Source organism: Aeromicrobium marinum DSM 15272, from assembly GCF_000160775.2.
Taxonomy (GTDB): Bacteria; Actinomycetota; Actinomycetes; order Propionibacteriales; family Nocardioidaceae; genus Aeromicrobium; species Aeromicrobium marinum.
The window spans coordinates 1731628-1748214 of the sequence record NZ_CM001024.1 but is presented as its reverse complement, the minus strand read 5'-3'; the positions used below and the strand labels follow the sequence as shown (position 1 = coordinate 1748214).

14 protein-coding genes are annotated in these 16587 nt (G+C 71.3%); 9 read left to right on the top strand and 5 right to left on the bottom strand.

The annotated features are described in order from the left end of the window. Window positions 1–16: 16 nt before the first annotated feature. Entirely contained in the window at window positions 17–1096 is a 1080-nt protein-coding gene (locus tag HMPREF0063_RS08880; RefSeq protein ID WP_007078333.1) for an alkene reductase, read from the bottom strand. A gap of 188 nt (window positions 1097–1284) precedes the next feature. On the opposite strand from HMPREF0063_RS08880, the gene HMPREF0063_RS08875 reads away from it, so the two are divergent. The 8 genes from HMPREF0063_RS08875 to HMPREF0063_RS08840 all read left to right on the top strand — a co-directional run bounded on the left by HMPREF0063_RS08875 (window position 1285) and on the right by HMPREF0063_RS08840 (window position 10197). Beyond that, entirely contained in the window at window positions 1285–2928 is a 1644-nt protein-coding gene (locus HMPREF0063_RS08875; protein ID WP_040320210.1) for an alkaline phosphatase D family protein, read from the top strand. Between the two features lie 163 nt (window positions 2929–3091). Further along, on the top strand, window positions 3092–4462 hold the full coding sequence (tig, locus tag HMPREF0063_RS08870; protein ID WP_007078331.1) for a trigger factor: 1371 nt from the start codon (window positions 3092–3094) through the stop codon (window positions 4460–4462). A 103-nt stretch (window positions 4463–4565) separates the two neighbouring features. Next, window positions 4566–5822, top strand: coding sequence for a lipase family alpha/beta hydrolase (locus tag HMPREF0063_RS08865; RefSeq protein WP_040320707.1), 1257 nt, complete (start codon window positions 4566–4568; stop codon window positions 5820–5822). A 27-nt stretch (window positions 5823–5849) separates the two neighbouring features. Then, on the top strand, window positions 5850–6311 hold the full coding sequence (locus HMPREF0063_RS08860) for an SRPBCC family protein (RefSeq protein ID WP_007078329.1): 462 nt from the start codon (window positions 5850–5852) through the stop codon (window positions 6309–6311). A gap of 124 nt (window positions 6312–6435) precedes the next feature. Then, window positions 6436–7014 (top strand): ATP-dependent Clp protease proteolytic subunit, encoded by a 579-nt coding sequence (locus HMPREF0063_RS08855; protein ID WP_007078328.1) that lies wholly within the window; start codon window positions 6436–6438, stop codon window positions 7012–7014. Between the two features lie 28 nt (window positions 7015–7042). Next, a complete protein-coding gene (locus tag HMPREF0063_RS08850; protein WP_007078327.1) occupies window positions 7043–7645 on the top strand; it encodes an ATP-dependent Clp protease proteolytic subunit in 603 nt (200 codons plus the stop codon). 121 nt (window positions 7646–7766) lie between these two features. Continuing rightward, complete coding sequence (clpX, locus tag HMPREF0063_RS08845) at window positions 7767–9035, top strand: ATP-dependent Clp protease ATP-binding subunit ClpX (protein WP_007078326.1); 1269 nt, start codon at window positions 7767–7769, stop codon at window positions 9033–9035. A gap of 4 nt (window positions 9036–9039) precedes the next feature. After that, window positions 9040–10197 (top strand): saccharopine dehydrogenase family protein, encoded by a 1158-nt coding sequence (locus HMPREF0063_RS08840; protein WP_007078325.1) that lies wholly within the window; start codon window positions 9040–9042, stop codon window positions 10195–10197. A 3-nt stretch (window positions 10198–10200) separates the two neighbouring features. On the opposite strand, the gene HMPREF0063_RS08835 is transcribed toward HMPREF0063_RS08840, so the two are convergent. Continuing rightward, window positions 10201–11133 (bottom strand): 1-phosphofructokinase family hexose kinase, encoded by a 933-nt coding sequence (locus HMPREF0063_RS08835; RefSeq protein WP_007078324.1) that lies wholly within the window; start codon window positions 11131–11133, stop codon window positions 10201–10203. Next, window positions 11130–11897 (bottom strand): DeoR/GlpR family DNA-binding transcription regulator, encoded by a 768-nt coding sequence (locus HMPREF0063_RS08830; RefSeq protein WP_007078323.1) that lies wholly within the window; start codon window positions 11895–11897, stop codon window positions 11130–11132. The genes HMPREF0063_RS08835 and HMPREF0063_RS08830 overlap by 4 nt, the downstream gene beginning before the upstream one ends. A 171-nt stretch (window positions 11898–12068) precedes the next feature. Here HMPREF0063_RS08830 and HMPREF0063_RS08825 point away from each other — a divergent pair, with 171 nt between their 5' ends. Beyond that, window positions 12069–13742 (top strand): phosphoenolpyruvate--protein phosphotransferase, encoded by a 1674-nt coding sequence (locus HMPREF0063_RS08825; protein WP_007078322.1) that lies wholly within the window; start codon window positions 12069–12071, stop codon window positions 13740–13742. Window positions 13743–13779: 37 nt separating this feature from the next. Here the strand turns inward: HMPREF0063_RS08825 and HMPREF0063_RS16595 are convergent, their stop codons facing one another. Together HMPREF0063_RS16595 and valS are read right to left on the bottom strand one after the other, a co-directional pair. Next, window positions 13780–13941, bottom strand: a complete 162-nt coding sequence (locus HMPREF0063_RS16595) for a hypothetical protein (RefSeq protein WP_007078321.1) — start codon at window positions 13939–13941, stop codon at window positions 13780–13782. A gap of 21 nt (window positions 13942–13962) precedes the next feature. After that, window positions 13963–16545 carry a valine--tRNA ligase gene (valS, locus tag HMPREF0063_RS08820; RefSeq protein ID WP_007078320.1) on the bottom strand — a complete coding sequence of 861 codons (2583 nt, stop codon included), beginning with the start codon at window positions 16543–16545 and terminating at the stop codon, window positions 13963–13965. Window positions 16546–16587 lie beyond the last annotated feature (42 nt).

The following is a 16587-nucleotide window of genomic DNA, read 5'->3' as shown; positions in this document are numbered from 1 at the left end:
GGGAGGGTGGGGCGGCTCAGGCGGCGTCGTCGAGCGTGGGGTAGTCGGTGTAGCCCTCGGCCCCGCCGCCGTAGAAGGTTGCGGGGTTCGGCTCGTTGAGCTCCGAGCCCGTGCGCCAGCGGGTCTCCAGGTCCGGGTTGGCGAGGTACTCGCGGCCCACCGCCACGAGCTCGGCCTGCCCCTGCTCGACGATCCGCTTCACCTCGTCGAGATCGGTGACCTGCGAGAAGCCGGTGTTGGCGATGACGGGTCCACCGAAGCGGGACCGCAGGTCCTGGAACAGCTCGCCCGCCGGATCGCCGAGGATGCTGAGGTACGCGATGCCGAGATCGGCGATGCCGTCGACGAGTGCCGCGTAGGTGACCGCCACGTCGGCCGGGTCGGTCTCGAGCGCGCCCTGGATGTTGTGGGCGGGGGAGATGCGGATACCCGTGCGCTCCGGTCCGATCGCCTCGGCGACCGCGCGGACGACCTCGACGGTCAGGCGCGCCCGGTTCTCGGGCGAGCCCCCGTAGCCGTCGGTGCGCTCGTTGGACGAGGGCGCGAGGAACTGGTGCAGCAGGTAGCCGTTGGCGGAGTGCACCTCGACCCCGTCGAGGCCGGCCGTGATCGCCGACTCGGCCGCGTGCACGAACTCGGCCACGATGCCGGGGATCTCGTCGGTCTCCAGCGCCCGCGGGACGGGATGCGGCTTCTCGCCCTCGGCGGTGATCATGTTCCCCGGTGCGGCGATCGCGCTCGGTGCGACGCTCTCGAGCCCGCCCTTGTTGTCGGGGTGGGCGATGCGACCCACGTGCATGAGCTGCACGACGAGTCGGCCGCCCCGTTCGTGGACCGCCTCGCCGACGGCGCGCCAGCCCTCGACCTGCTCCGGCGTGTGGATGCCCGGGGTCGCGAGGTAGCCCTGCCCCACCGCGCTGGGCTGCGTGCCCTCCGCGACGATCAGGCCGGCACCGGCACGCTGCCCGTAGTAGGTCGCGGCGATGTCGCGCGGCACCTGGCCGTTGCCGGCGCGGTTGCGGGTCAGCGGGGCCATGACGAATCGCTGGGGCAGGGTCCAGTCGCCGATGGTGACGGGCTCGAACACGTCGGACATGGGTACTCCTTGACGTCGGGGAAGGGCTCGTGGGGACCGCCCCGCAGCGGGGCGGTCCGTGAAGGTTCAACCATCGCGACGGTGATCCATTCCCGGCGTGGGCGGGATCACCGAGATGACCGCGACGCGACAGCCGACGTTCACCGGGAGGACGGCCGGGCATCGGTCACACCTGCGCGAATGGGCTCGTGCGGAGCTCCCTGGCCCCCGGCCCGTCCCGTCGTCAGGTGCTGATCGGCGGCATGGGTCTCGCTGCCGTCGCCGGAGTCGTGGGCCCGGCGGCCATACCGTCGCCCGCCGCCTCCTTCCGTCACCACCGGTTCCAGCACGGCGTCGCCTCGGGTGATCCGTTGCCGGGCGCCGTGGTGATCTGGACCCGCGTGTCGCCCACCCTCGACGCGCGTCCCGGCTCCGGGCTCGGTGACCCGGTCGAGGTGACCTGGGAGGTCTCGACCGACGAGGACTTCACCCGGATCGTGCGCTCCGGTGTCGTCACGACCGACGTCCGCAGCGACCACACCGTCAAGATCGACGTCGACGGGCTCCTGCCGGGCCGGAGCTACCTCTACCGCTTCGTGTCCGGGCCCGACGTGTCGCCGGTCGGCCGGACCCGGACGGCACCCGCGCCGGGCGCGATCCCGGCGCGTCTCCGGTTCGGTGTGGTGTCGTGCTCCAACTGGCAGGCCGGTTGGTTCAGCGCCTACCGTCACCTGGCCGAGCGGGGGGACCTCGACGCCGTCGTCCACCTGGGCGACTACCTGTACGAGTACCAGCCGGGCAAGTACACCCACGGACACGACTGGGACGACGTCCGCCACCACGAGCCGCCCCACGAGACCGTCACGCTGGCCGACTACCGGGTGCGGCACGCGCAGTACAAGACCGACCCCGACCTGCAGGCGCTCCATGCCGCCGTGCCGTTCGTGGTCACCTGGGACGACCACGAGGTGGCCGACGGATGGTTCCCCGGCGGGGCCTTCGAGCACCAGCCCGACGAAGGCTCGTTCGAGGACCGCAGATGGGCGGCACAGCGGGCCTACGACGAGTGGATGCCGGTCCGGCTGTCCGGCACCGCGGTCGCCGGCGACGGCGCCGACATCCACCGTCACCTGCAGTTCGGCGACCTCGCCGACCTCACGATGCTCGACCTGCGGGGGCACCGCGACCAGCGGCTCGAGGTCGACGACCCGCGCACCCACGCTGCCGACCGCTCGCTGACGGGTCCGGCGCAGCACGCCTGGCTCGTCGACACCCTGCGCACCTCCACCGCCCGGTGGAAGCTGGTCGGCAACCCCGTGATGATCGCCCCGATGCTGATGCCACCCCGGCCGTCCGCCGAGGAGATCGCGGTCCGTCGCACGACCGACCCGATGGCCTGGGGTCCGGCGCAACCGAACACCGACACGTGGGACGGGTACCCCGCCGACCGTCGACGCCTGCTCGAGGCGATCGGCGCGGACGACGTGGACGGCGTCGTGTTCCTCAGCGGTGACGTGCACACCGCGTGGGCGAACGAGGTCGAGGGTGCGGACGGTCGCCCCGTTGCGGCGGAGTTCGTGTGCGCGTCGGTCACCAGCAACAACGTCGACGACTTCATGGGCACGTCCCCGAGGACGGTGTCCCTCGCGATGGAGGAGGCGATCGTGACGCTCAACCCGCACGTCCGCTTCGTCAACCTCGACGACCACGGGTACTGCGTGCTCGAGGTCACCCCCGAGCGCCTCCTGATGGAGTGGTGGGCGATCAGCGACCGCACCGACCCGGGGGCCGGGACCCGCCGGCTCGCCGCCCGGGCGCTGCGGCCCGGATCGGCGCGGATCCTCACCGTGTGAACCGGCCGGGTGGATCCGTGGGCACGGCCCGGTGCCGTCGCTCGTCCCCGGATATCCCCGCAGCCCCGGGGTCGCGGGCCCGGTCCGACCCCGTAGAGTGGCCGGTGGCTCGCGTGGGATTTCCGCGGGCCATGTTCGTTCATCCACCGCAGGAGTCACCCACGTGAAGAGCACCACCGAGAACCTGAGCCCCACCCGGGTCAAGCTGACCATCGAGGTGCCGTTCGAGGAGTTCACCCCCTCGCTCGAGCAGGCCTACAAGACGATCGGTGCGCAGATCCAGGTGCCCGGGTTCCGCAAGGGCAAGGTGCCGGCGGCGATCGTCGACCAGCGCATCGGTCGCGGAGCCGTCCTCGACGAGGCCATCAACAGTGCCCTGCCCGGCTGGTACAGCGCCGCCGTGGCCGAGACCAAGCTGCAGCCGCTGAGCCAGCCCGAGATCGACCTGGCGAAGTTCGACGACGGCCAGGACATCGAGGTCGTGGCCGAGTTCGACGTGCGCCCCGCGATCGAGCTGCCGGACATCTCCACCATCGAGGTCAGCGTCTCCGACGCCACGGTCGGTGACGACGACGTCGACGAGCAGATCGAGGCGCTGCGCCAGCGTTTCGCCACCTTTACGGTGGTCGAGCGGGCCGCGGCCGAGGGCGACGCGCTGACGATCGACCTCTCGGCCGCCGAGAAGGACGGCACGGCCATCGAGGCCGCCACCGCGGAGGGCATGCCCTACACGATCGGCGCCGGGACCATGCTGGACGGGCTCGACGAGGCCGTCACCGGTCTCTCGGCCGGCGAGACCGCGACCTTCGGCACCACCCTGGTCGGCGGCGAGCTGAAGGGCCAAGAGGTCGACGTCACCGTCACGGTCACCGAGGTCAAGCAGACCGAGCTGCCCGACCTCGACGAGGAGTTCGTCCAGATGGCGTCGGAGTTCGACACCGTCGACGAGATGCGTGCCGACCTGACCGAGAAGGTGACCCGCGGCAAGCGGATGGAGCAGGCCGCCGAGGCCCGCGACCTCGTGCTGGAGGAGATCATCGGTCGCGTCGAGGCGCCGCTGCCCGAGGACATCGTGTCGGCCGAGCTCACCGGCCGCCGTCAGCAGATCGAGCAGCAGCTCGCCCAGGCGGGCCTCACCTTCGAGGGCTACCTCGAGGACGAGGGCCAGACCGCCGAGGAGTTCGAGGCCGAGCTGGAGCGCAGCGTGCGCGACTCGATCACCGCCCAGTTCATCCTCGACCAGGTCGTGGAGGCGAACGAGATCGGCATCGACGACAACGAGCTGAGCCAGCACATCTTCCGCCGCGCCCAGCAGTCCGGGCAGGACCCCAGCAGCTACATCCAGCACATCATGGAGCACAACCACGTGCCCGAGATGGTCAGCGAGGTGCTGCGCGGCAAGGCGCTCGCCTCGCTCGTGGAGGGCGCGAAGGTCGTCGACGGCTCGGGCAACCCCGTCGACCTGGCCAACCTCAAGGCCGACGGTTCCCTCGGCGGCCCCGACGACGAGGCCGAGGCCGAGCCCACCGCCTGACCGGTGCCACGGGGTGGGGCGCCGGGTCGCGACCGCTGAGAAGTGACCAAGAACGCCCCGCCCGGTGGTTCCGTTCATCGCGGGATACCGGCAGTATGTGACCATGCCCGCCACACCCGCCCGCACCACCGACGTCGCCGCCCTCGCGCTCGACTACGGTGACCGGTTGATCGTCGGCACGGCCCGCGACGTGCACCAGGCCGTGGCCGACCGCGCGTTCCGTGCCACCCGGGTCGTCGGCAGCCGCGTCCCCGAGTCCCTGCACGACGCGGTGGTCACGTCCCTGTACGGAGCCATCTCCGGTGTGCTGCGCGTCGGCAGCGGATCCGTGCGCGCCCTGTCGGCGCGAGGTGTTGGCCGGCCCGTCGAGACCACCCGGTTCGGTCGTCAGGTGGTCGCGGCCGTCAACGGGCTGATCGGTGACGAGCTGCGGATGCTCGACGACCCGCAGGCGATCACGATGTCGGTGCGGGTCGACGGTGACGACGTCCCGGTCACCGCGTGGCCGCTGACCGAGGCCTTCCGCGACGCCTCGAGCCACCTCGTGGTGTTCCTGCACGGCTTGTGCGAGGACGACGAGTCCTGGTTGAACGGCCGCAAGGTCCTCGGGACCAGCTATCCCGAGCGGATCACCGCCGAGACCGACGGCACCCCCGTCACGATCCGGTACAACACCGGGCTCCACGTGTCCGAGAACGGCAAGCACCTCGACGCGATGCTGCGGCAGATGGTCGAGGCCTGGCCCGTGCGGGTCACGCGCATCACCCTGGTCGGCCATTCCATGGGCGGCCTGGTCGTGCGCGCCGCCACCAACCACGCGACCGCCGCCGGCGAGACCTGGCCGCACCTGGTGCGGGACGTGGTCTGCCTGGGCACCCCGCACACCGGCGCCGCGCTCGAGAAGGTGGCGCACGTCGGGTCCCGCATGCTGCGGTTCCTGCCCGAGACCCGCCCGTTCGGCCGGATCCTCGACACCCGTTCGGCCGGCATCGTCGACCTGCGTCACGGCTACATCAGCGCCGACGAGTGGGAGGGCCAGGACCTCACCGTGCAGTGGGGTCTCGACCGCATCGCGGCCGCGCCGCTCGCCCATGCCGAGTACCACTTCGTGGCCTGCACCCTGGGCGCCAGCCAGCGCCACCCCTTCAGCGCGGTGCTGGGCGACCTGCTGGTCCACTTCTCGTCGGCCACCGGCGTGGGCCGCAGCGGCGCTGTGGTCGAGGGCGCCCGCTTCGAGTACATTCCGAGCGCGAACCACTTCGCCCTGCTCAACCACCCGAGGGTGGGGGACTGGCTGATCGAGTGGATCACCGCGTCGGCGCGCTCGCGCCGGGCGATCGCCGCCTCCGGCGACCGCTGACCCGCACCACCAGCCCGAAGGAACCCCATGGCCAACCGTGACCTGATCTCCGCGAGCATCGACATCGCCGCCCCGCCCGAGAAGGTGTGGTCGATCGTCTCCGACCTCAAGCGGATGGGGGAGTGGAGCCCGCAGTGCCGCAAGATGATCGTGCGCGGCGGCGAGGTCGGCGTCGGCACGACCACCATCAACGTCAACCGCCGAGGCCTGCTGGTGTGGCCGACCCGGTCGAAGGTCAAGGTCTTCGAGCCGAACCGCGAGCTCGCCTTCCGGGTGGTCGAGAACGGCACGGTCTGGAGCTACGAGCTGGAGCCGACGGCCACCGGTACCCGGCTCACGGAGTCGCGGCGTGCCCCGCACGGCGTCAAGAAGGTCTCGAACGTCCTGACCAACAGCCTCATGGGCGGCACGGACGACTTCGAGACCGAGCTGCAGGCCGGCATCGAGTCGACCCTGGCCACGATCAAGTCGACCGCCGAAGCGTCCTGACCGGGCGCGGGCGCGGCACCCGCGGCCTCGTCCGCCATCAGCGAACAGGCGGGGTTTGTGCGTGTGTCGCCCCGTCCCGGCGTCTACTGTCGAGAGCGTGAACACACCACACGATCAGCCCCGCATGGCCGGTGAGGCGGGCCAGCTCGACCTCGACGGTCACATCTACCAGCGCCTGCTCAAGGAACGCATCGTGTTCCTCGGGTCCGAGGTGCGCAACGACAACGCCAACGCGATCTGCGCCCAGATGCTGCTGCTCAGCGCGGAGGACCCCACCTCCGACATCTCGCTGTACATCAACAGCCCGGGTGGTTCGGTCGACGCCGGCATGGCGATCTACGACACGATGCAGTTCATCAGCAACGACGTCGCCACCTTCGGCATGGGCCTGGCCGCCTCGATGGGCCAGTTCCTGCTGGCGGCCGGCACCAAGGGCAAGCGGTACGCCCTGCCGCACGCCCGCATCATGATGCACCAGCCGTCCGGCGGCATCGGTGGATCGGCGTCCGACATCAAGATCCAGGCCGAGCAGAGCATCCTGCTCAAGAAGCAGCTCAACGAGCTGCAGTCCCTGCACACCGGTCAGACGCTGGAGCAGGTCGAGATCGACGCGGACCGCGACCGCTGGTTCACGCCGCAGCAGGCCCTGGAGTACGGCTTCATCGACCATGTGGTCGCCACCGCCGGCGAGGTCAACCGATGAGCACCACGACGACGGACAGGACGCAACCATGAGCTACTACATCCCCCAGTGGGAGGAGCGCACGTCCTACGGGTTCCGGCGCATCGACCCCTACGCCAAGCTGTTCGAGGACCGCATCATCTTCCTCGGCACGCCGATCAGCGACGACGTCGCCAACGCCGTCATCGCCCAGCTGCTGTGCCTGCAGGTCATGGAGCCGGACCGCGACATCAGCATCTACATCAACAGCCCCGGCGGCTCGTTCACGGCCATGACGGCCATCTACGACACGATGCGCTACCTCAAGCCCGACGTGCAGACGTTCTGCCTCGGCCAGGCCGCCTCGGCCGCGGCCGTGCTGCTGGGCGCCGGGACCCCGGGCAAGCGGTTCGCGCTGCCGAACGCGCGCATCCTGATCCACCAGCCCTACACCGAGGGCACCGGCGGTCAGATCTCGGACCTGGAGATCCAGGCCAACGAGATCATGCGGATGCGGTCGCTGATGGAGCAGATGATCTCGACCTCCACGGGCCGCTCGCCCGAGGACGTCAGCCGCGACGTCGACCGCGACAAGATCCTGACCGCCCAGCAGGCCCTCGAGTACGGCCTGATCGACCAGGTCCTCGACACGTTGAAGACCCCCGAGGTCTGACGACACGCACCCCGGGCCCCGCTCGAGACCGCGACGCCGTCCGTGATGGCGGTTACGCTGGCGAGGGCGGTGTCCGGGGTCTCGGGCTCGTCACCTCAGGCACGGAAGGGAAGGACCCCACATGGCACGCATCGGTGAGACCGCCGACCTGCTGAAGTGCTCGTTCTGCGGCAAGAGCCAGAAGCAGGTCAAGAAGCTGATCGCCGGGCCCGGGGTCTACATCTGCGACGAGTGCATCGACCTGTGCAACGAGATCATCGAGGAGGAGCTCGCCGAGGGTGCCGAGCTGAGCCTCGGTGAGCTGCCCAAGCCGCACGAGATCTTCGCCTTCCTCGAGGGCTACGTCATCGGCCAGGAGGGCGCCAAGCGCTCGCTGTCGACGGCGGTCTACAACCACTACAAGCGCGTGCAGGCGCAGAGCGCCGGGGGACGCGGCAAGGACGACCAGGTCGAGCTGGCCAAGTCCAACATCCTGATGGTCGGCCCCACCGGCTGCGGCAAGACCTACCTCGCCCAGACGCTCGCCCGGATGCTCAACGTACCGTTCGCGATCGCCGACGCCACCGCGTTGACCGAGGCCGGGTACGTCGGCGAGGACGTCGAGAACATCCTGCTCAAGCTCATCCAGGCCGCCGACTACGACGTCAAGAAGGCCGAGACCGGCATCATCTACATCGATGAGATCGACAAGATCAGCCGCAAGAGCGAGAACCCGTCGATCACCCGCGACGTGTCCGGCGAGGGCGTGCAGCAGGCCCTGTTGAAGATCCTCGAGGGCACCACCGCCTCGGTCCCGCCGCAGGGCGGCCGCAAGCATCCGCACCAGGAGTTCATCCAGATCGACACCACCAACGTGCTGTTCATCGTCGGTGGTGCGTTCGCAGGACTCGAGGAGATCATCGAGCAGCGCAACGGCAAGGTCAGCGTGGGCTTCAACTCCGAGCCGAGCGCCAGCACCCCCACCTCGGCCGAGAAGACCTATGCCCGGGTCGAGCCCACCGATCTGCTGAAGTTCGGTCTCATCCCGGAGTTCATCGGCCGACTGCCGGTCATCGCCAGCGTCAACAAGCTCGACAAGGAGGCGTTGATCCGCATCCTCACCGAGCCGCGCAACGCGCTCAGCAAGCAGTACGAGCGGCTGTTCGAGATCGACGGCATCGAGCTGGAGTTCACCGAGGACGCGTTCGACGAGATGGCCGAGCTGGCCCTCAAGCGTGACACCGGGGCCCGTGGGTTGCGCTCGATCGTCGAGGAGGTGCTGCAGCCGACGATGTTCGACGTGCCCAGCCGGGACGACGCCGCTCGAGTCGTCGTCGACGGAGCGGTCGTCCGCGGCGAGAAGGAGCCCACCATCATGACCCACGACGACGTCGAGAAGAAGGCGTCCTGATCCCGTGGCGCACACCGACATCACCCTGCTCGGTGCCACCGGGTTCACCGGCGGACTGACGGCCGACTACCTCGCGAAGCACCTGCCCGAAGGCGCCACCTGGGCCATCGCGGGCCGCAGCCGGAGCAAGCTCGAGGAGGTCGCGCGCCGCATCGACGCGGCCGGCGGTGTCCGTCCCGAGATCGTCGAGGCCGACACCGGTGACGACGAGTCCCTCGCGGCCATGGCCGCCCGCACCCGGGTGGTCGTCACGACGGTCGGGCCGTACCTGAAGTACGGCGAGGGCGTCGTCAGGGCGGCCGCCGAGGCCGGCATCGCCTACGTCGACCTCACCGGAGAGCCGCAGTTCGTCGACGAGATGTGGCTCAGGTACCACGCCACGGCCGAGGCCAGCGGAGCCCGCATCGTGCACGCCTGCGGCTTCGACTCCATCCCCTACGATCTCGGTGTCCTCGCGACCGTGCTGGCGCTGCCCGAAGGCGTCCCGCTGAGGGTCCGGGGGTACATCCGGGCCGCCGCGGAGTTCTCCGGGGGCACCTACCACTCGGCCATCAACCAGATGTCCTCGCTGCGACAGTCCGCACGCGTCGCCGGCGAGCGCCGGTCCGCCGAGGAGCGGCCCGCCGGCCGGGTCGTCAAGGGCGGCGGTCGGGCCGGGAGGGCCGACGGCGTCGAGGGCTGGGGCATTCCCCTGCCGACCCTCGACCCCTTGGTCGTGCTGCGGTCCGCCCGCGCGTTGGAGCGGTACGGCCCCGACTTCCGGTACGAGCACTACGCCCACCTCAAGACCCTGCGGATGACGGTCGCAGGTGGTCTGGGTCTGGGGGTGGCGACGCTGGCCGCACAGGTCCGTCCGCTGCGGGCGTTGATGCTCAAGGCCAAGGATCCGGGCGACGGTCCCAGCGAGGCGACCCGTGAGAAGTCCTGGTTCCGGCTGACCGTGATCGGCGAGGGCGGCGGACGCACCGCCCGAACCCTCGTCAAGGGCGGCGACCCGGGCTACACCGAGACGTCCCGCATGTTGGCGGAGTCGGCGCTGTGCCTGGCGTTCGACGACCTGCCCGCGGTTTCCGGTCAGGTCACCACGGCGGTCGCGATGGGTGTCCCGCTCATCGAACGTCTGCAGGCGGCGGGCATCAGCTTCGAGACCGAGGTCTCCTAGCGCTCACACCAGGCGCTGCGCCGGCGGCACGTCCGGCAGGTCGTCCGGGCCCGGCATCCTGGAGCCCGGCAGCGATGCCGCCGCGCTGCCATGGGCCACGGCACTGGCCAGACGCTCGGCCGGCCCCCGGCCCATCAGGTCGGCGATCAGATATCCGGCCAACGCGGAGTCCCCGGCGCCGACGGTGCTGCGCGGAGTGACGGGCGGTGGTGCAGCCGACCAGGCGCCGTCCGCGGTGAGCAGGAGCGCGCCACGGGACCCGAGGGTCAGCAGGACCTCCCCGAGGCCGCGGTCGAGCAACGGCTGCACGAGACGGTGCGCGCGGGACGGATCCTCCTCGAGGATCGTCGACGGCACCCCGAGCAGCTCGCCGAGCTCGTGGGCGTTGGGCTTGATCACGGCGATGCGGTCGGCGCAGCGCTCCAGAGCGGCGGCGAGGGCCGGACCGGAGGTGTCGAGGGCGATCCGTGCCCCGTCCACCCGGTCGACGACGTCCGCGTAGTAGCCGGGGTGCACGCCGGGCGGCAGAGAGCCGCAGAGCACCGCCCACCGCGCCCCGGACGCCTCGCGCGCCACGTCGCGGATGAGCGCCCTGTGGTGCTCGGTCGCCAGGGCCGGACCGGGCGCGTTGATCTTGGTGGTGGTGCCGTCGGCCTCGGTGAGGGTCAGGTTGACCCGGGCCGGCGAGCCGGTGGCGACGGTCCGGTGCGGCAGTCCGAGCTCGCGGAGCAGACGCAGCAGCGGGTCGTCGTGGTCACCGGGGAGCACGGCGACGGCGCGATGACCGGCGAGACGCACGACCTGCGCCACGTTCACACCCTTGCCGCCCGGCTCGTCGACGGTCGAGGTGGACCGGACGACACCGCCGCGCTCCAGCGCCCCGGCGAGGGTGACCGTGCGGTCGATGCTGGGGTTGGGGGTCAGGGTGACGATCATGCGAGGACGACCTCGACCCCGTGGTCCCGGAGCGCTGAGAGCTGGGCAGGATCGGCGCCGTGATCGGTGACCACGACGTCGAGGTCGGCGTAGGAGGCAAAGGTGTGCAGGTGTTCGTGGCCGAACTTCGAGGAGTCGAACAGGGCGACCACCCGGCGTCCCGATCGCACCAGGGCGGCCTTGACGGCGGCCTCCTCGTCGTCGGGGGTGCTGAGGCCGTGCCCGGGGGTTGCCGCGTTCGTGCCGAGGAAGCAGACGTCGGCCCGGATCGAGGCCAGGGCGCCCGTGGCGGCGGGTCCGACGGCGGCCGCCGTGACGCCCCGGACGCGACCGCCGATCAGCTGGAGCGTCACCGAGGCGATGGCGGTCAGCTTGCCCGCGACGGGCACCGAGTGCGTCACCGCGGTCACGGGGCGGTCGAGCGGGATCCGGTCGACCAGATGGCTGATGGTCGTCCCGGCGTCCAGGAGCATGCTGCCCCCGGCAGCCGGCAGGAAGGTCGCGGCAGCGTCCGCGATGCGTTCCTTCTGGTCGGCGTTGGTGGCGGCGCGCTGCGCCAGCCCCGGCTCGAGGACCGGGAGCCCTCGCGCGCTGACCGCGCCCCCGTGGACCCGCTGGGCCAGTCCGTCGCGCTCCAGGACGGCGAGGTCGCGACGGATGGTCTCGGTCGACACGCCGAGCTCCTCGGCCAGATCGAGGACGGCCACCCGTCCGTGCAGGTGCAGCCGCTCGGTGAGCAGCTGCTGGCGTTCGGGTGCGTACACGATCCTCCTGGCCCCAGCGGCGGAACCGTGACGGCACGACCTGTCGCGCTCGGTGCGTCGCGTTCTGCACGTGGGTTTGTGTGGGATTTGTGGCTTCTGGCCATTGTTCTACGTGGGAATACGTGTAAAGTCAAGGACTGCCGCGTGTTGTAGATCACCAGGAGGACCCCGATGGAGCCGCTGACCACCACCCCTGACCGTCAGGTGCTGCGGGGCGCCGGGGTGGTTCCCGGGGTCGGGTCGGGGCCGGTCGTCCGGCCCATGCCGCGCCCCTCGATGCCGGACCGCGATCCGCTGGTGGCCGTCTCGAAGGGGTCGGCCCAGTTCTCCGAGGCGGCCGCGACGGTGGCCGACCGACTGGCGACCCGGGCCGCCCGGGCCAGCGGTGCGGCGGCCGGGGTGCTGATGGCCACCTCCTCGCTCGCTCGGGACCGCGGACTGGCCGCCCTGGTCGAGAAGCGGTTGGCCGACGGCCATGGCGTGTGCGCCGCGACCGCCGGTGCGGTCGAGGAGCTCAGCGCGATGTTCGCTTCCGTCGGAGGACTGATGGCCGAGCGGGTCACCGACCTCGCCGACGTGCGCGACCGGATCGTCGCCGAGCTCACCGGCCAGCCGGAGCCGGGCATCCCGCAGCCGACCGAGCCGTCCGTGCTGTGTGCCGACGACCTGGCTCCGGCGGACACCGCCGGCCTGGACCCCGCCGTGATCGTGGCGATCGCGACCTCGCTCGGCGGAGCAACCAGCCACACCACGATCATCGCCCGACAGCTCGGCATCCCGTGCGTCGTGGGGGTCACCGGTCTGGACGACCTCGAGGTCGGGACCCCGGTGCTGGTCGACGGGGCGACGGGTGAGGTGGTGACCCACCCCGCCGTCGACGTGGTCCGGCTGCGCACCGAGGCGGCTGCCGCGGTCGGCGAGGCCGCGCGGTCGTGGACGGGGCCCGGGGCCACGTCCGACGGCCACCGGGTCGACGTGCTGGCCAACGTCCAGGACGGGGCCGGTGCCCGCGCGGCTGCGGAGCGTCCGGTGCAGGGGGTCGGGCTGTTCCGCACCGAGCTGTGCTTCCTCGACCGCGACGTCGAACCCACCGTCGTCGAGCAGGCCGACATCTACGGCGAGGTCCTGGCCGCGATGAGGGGCCGCAAGGTGGTGATCCGCACCCTCGACGCCGGGTCCGACAAGCCGGTCAGCTTCGCCACCATCAGCGACGAGCCCAACCCGGCGCTCGGCGTGAGGGGCCTGCGGCTCGGCCTGCGGGACCCGGCCATGCTGGACCGCCAGCTCGACGCGATCGCGACGGCCGCCGCGGACCACGACGCCCCGGTCTGGGTCATGGCGCCGATGGTCGCGACCGAGCAGGAGGCGGCCTGGTTCGGCGACCGGGCCAGGTCACGGGGACTGGTCCCGGGCGTGATGGTCGAGATCCCGAGCGCGGCCCTGCTGGCCGACCGGATCCTGCGCCACGTGGACTTCGTCTCGATCGGGACCAACGACCTGAGCCAGTACACGTTCGCCGCCGACCGGATGGCGCCGTCGCTGTCGCGGCTCACCGATCCGTGGCAGCCTGCGCTGCTCACCCTGGTCGAGCTGGTGGCCCGTGCCGGTCAGGACGCCGGGAAGCCGGTCGGTGTGTGCGGCGAGGCGGCCGCCGACGCGTCCCTGGCCTGCGTGCTGGTCGGGTTGGGGGTCACCTCACTCTCGGCGGCCGCGACCGCCGCGCCGCTGGTGGGGTCGAAGCTCTCGGCCGTCACCCTCGAGCAGTGCCGGGCCGCGGCCCGCGCCGCGCTCGCCGCAGGCGATCCGGCTGCCGCCCGGGAGGCCGCGGCGGCAGCCCTCGCCTGACCCGGTCGCCTGCTCCCCGGTGGTCGAGGTGCTGCGCTCAGACGGCCAGGGTGGCCTCGGTGGTCGCCCGCTCCTCGGTGGTCGAGGTGCTGCGAGGAACGAGCAGCCTCGAGACCACACCGACGGCCAAGGTGGCCTCGACGGTCGCCTGCCCCTCGGTGGTCGAGGTGCTGCGAGGAACGAGCAGCCTCGAGACCACACCGACGGTTCGGGGCAGCGCTCAGACGGCCAGGGTGGCCTCGACGGTCAGCGCGTCGGCCGACTCGTCGGCCACCAGGGTGACCTCCCCGACGACCCGGCCGGCGGCGGTCACGTCGGGCAGGGCTGAGGACAACAGGTCGAGGTCACGCTGCCGAGCGGTGACCGTGGCGGCGGAGATCTCGGTCTTCATGCCCACCTTGGCCACGGACTTGGCCCCCCGGAGGCCGGCCAACGCCTGGGCGGCGACGTCCTGGAGCGCCGGATCGCCCGGCTCGACCGCCAGGTCGGCGGAGGCCTCGGGCCAGGACGCGCGATGGATCGACCCCTCCTGCCACCACGACCAGACCTCCTCGGTCACGTAGGGCAGGAAGGGCGCCAGGAGCCGCAGCTGCACGGCGAGGGCGAGGGCGAAGGCCGACCGGGCCGAGGCCCCCTCGGCATCGTCGCGGCGGGCCCGCTCCTTGACCAGCTCCAGATAGTCGTCGCAGAAGTCCCAGAAGAACTTCTCGGTCACCTCCAGCGCGGAGGCGTAGTCGTAGTCCTCGAAGTGGGCCGTGGCGGCGTCGACCACGCCGCTCAGCCGGGTCAGCATCGCCCGGTCGAGCGGCACGGTCACCGCGGCCGGGTCGAGGTCGGCCACGCCGGCGCCCAGCCCGTAGGCGTCCTCGGCGGCCAGCACGAACTTGCTGGCGTTGAGCACCTTCATCGCCAGTCGTCGCCCGACCTTCATCTGGGCCTCGTCGAACGGCGAGTCGGCTCCCGGCCGGGCTCCGGCGGCGCGCCAGCGGACGGCATCGGCGCCGTAGGTGCGGAGGATCTCGTCCGGCACCACCACGTTGCCCTTGGACTTGCTCATCTTCTTGCGGTCGGGATCGACCACGAAGCCCGAGAGCGCGGTGTGGGTCCACGGCACTCCACCGAACTCGGCGTGCGACCGCACGACCGAGCTGAACAGCCAGGTCCGGATGATGTCGTGACCCTGGGGCCGCAGGTCCATCGGGTAGGTGGCCGCGAACAGCTCGGGGTCCCGCTCCCAGCCGGTCACCAGCTGCGGGGTGAGCGAGGAGGTGGCCCACGTGTCGAGGACGTCGGGGTCGGCCATGAAGCCGCCGGGGACCCCTCGCTGGTCCTCGCTGAACCCGGGCGGCACCTGGGACGCAGGATCGACCGGGAGGTCGGCCTCGTCGGCCAGGATCGGGTTCTCGTGGTCGGGCAGTCCGTCGGCGTCCAGGCGGTACCAGACCGGGAACGGGATGCCGAAGAACCGCTGGCGGGAGACCAGCCAGTCGCCGTTCAGGCCCTCGATCCAGTTGGTGAAGCGGGACTGCATGTAGCCGGGCTTCCACGAGATCTCGTCGCCCCGGGCGACGAGGGCGGACCGCAGCTCGGGATCGCGCCCACCGTTGGAGAGGTACCACTGCCGGGTCGAGACGATCTCGAGCGGCTTGTCGCCCTTCTCGTAGAAGTTGGCCACCCGCTGGGTCGGCACCGGATCACCGTCGAGGTCGCCGCTGGCGCGCAGGGCCTCGACGATCAGCTCGCGGGCGGTGAACGTGGTCTTGCCCGACAGCTCGGAGAACAGGTCGCGACCGGCGTCGGTGGCGATCCAGTCGGGGACCTCGCGCAGGATGCGCCCGTCCCGCCCGATCACGGTGCGGTTGGGCAGGGCGAACTCGCGCCACCACTGCACGTCGGTCAGGTCGCCGAAGGTGCAGCAGTGCACGATGCCGGACCCCTTCTCGGGGTCGGCGAGGGTGTGGGCGATCACCGGGACCTCGACGCCGAAGATCGGCGAGGTGACCGTGGTGCCGAACAGCGGCTGGTACCGCTCGTCGTCGGGATGGGCGACCAGCGCCACGGCGGCGGGGGTCAGCTCGGGTCGCGTGGTCTCCACGTGCACGGTGCCGGCGGGGCCGTGGTACGCCACCCGGTGGTAGGCGCCCGGGTAGTCGCGCGCCTCGAGCTCGGCCTGGGCCACGGCCGTCTGGAAGGTGACGTCCCAGAGGGTCGGCGCGTCCTGGCTGTAGGCCTCTCCGCGGGCCAGGTTGCGCAGGAACGCCCGCTGGCTGGTGGTCTGCGCCGCCGGGCCGATGGTCGTGTAGGTCTGGGTCCAGTCGACGCTGAGTCCCAACGTGCGCCAGAGCTCCTCGAAGACCAGCTCGTCCTGGGCGACCAGCTCGTTGCACAGCTCGATGAAGTTGCGCCGGCTGATCGGCACCTGCTTCTTCGCGTCGGGCTCGGCGGGAGGGGTGAAGCCGGGGTCGTACGGCAGCGACGGGTCACACCGCACCCCGTAGTAGTTCTGCACCCGTCGCTCGGTCGGCAGACCGTTGTCGTCCCACCCCATCGGGTAGAAGACCTCCTTGCCGCGCATGCGCTGGTAGCGGGCGATCAGGTCGGTGTGGGTGTAGCTGAACACGTGGCCGACGTGCAGCGATCCGGACACGGTCGGCGGCGGTGTGTCGATCGAGTAGACCTCGTCGCGGCTCCGGCTGCGGTCGAAGCGGTAGGTGCCCTGGTCCTCCCAGCGGGCCGACCACGCCGCCTCGAGGCCTTCGAGGGCGGGCTTCTCCGGGACGCGGTTGGCGGGGGTGGCAGTCACGAGGGAACAGTCTAGGCCGCCGGCCGCCCCGGCCCACTCCGC

Coding starts and splice junctions, on each gene's coding strand:
- HMPREF0063_RS08880 (WP_007078333.1), bottom strand. CDS start 1,096: ATGTCCGACGTGTTCGAGCCCGTCACCATCGGCGACTGGACCCTGCCC.
- HMPREF0063_RS08865 (WP_040320707.1), top strand. CDS start 4,566: ATGCCCGCCACACCCGCCCGCACCACCGACGTCGCCGCCCTCGCGCTC.
- HMPREF0063_RS08860 (WP_007078329.1), top strand. CDS start 5,850: ATGGCCAACCGTGACCTGATCTCCGCGAGCATCGACATCGCCGCCCCG.
- HMPREF0063_RS08855 (WP_007078328.1), top strand. CDS start 6,436: ATGGCCGGTGAGGCGGGCCAGCTCGACCTCGACGGTCACATCTACCAG.
- HMPREF0063_RS08850 (WP_007078327.1), top strand. CDS start 7,043: ATGAGCTACTACATCCCCCAGTGGGAGGAGCGCACGTCCTACGGGTTC.
- clpX (WP_007078326.1), top strand. CDS start 7,767: ATGGCACGCATCGGTGAGACCGCCGACCTGCTGAAGTGCTCGTTCTGC.
- HMPREF0063_RS08835 (WP_007078324.1), bottom strand. CDS start 11,133: ATGATCGTCACCCTGACCCCCAACCCCAGCATCGACCGCACGGTCACC.
- HMPREF0063_RS08825 (WP_007078322.1), top strand. CDS start 12,069: ATGGAGCCGCTGACCACCACCCCTGACCGTCAGGTGCTGCGGGGCGCC.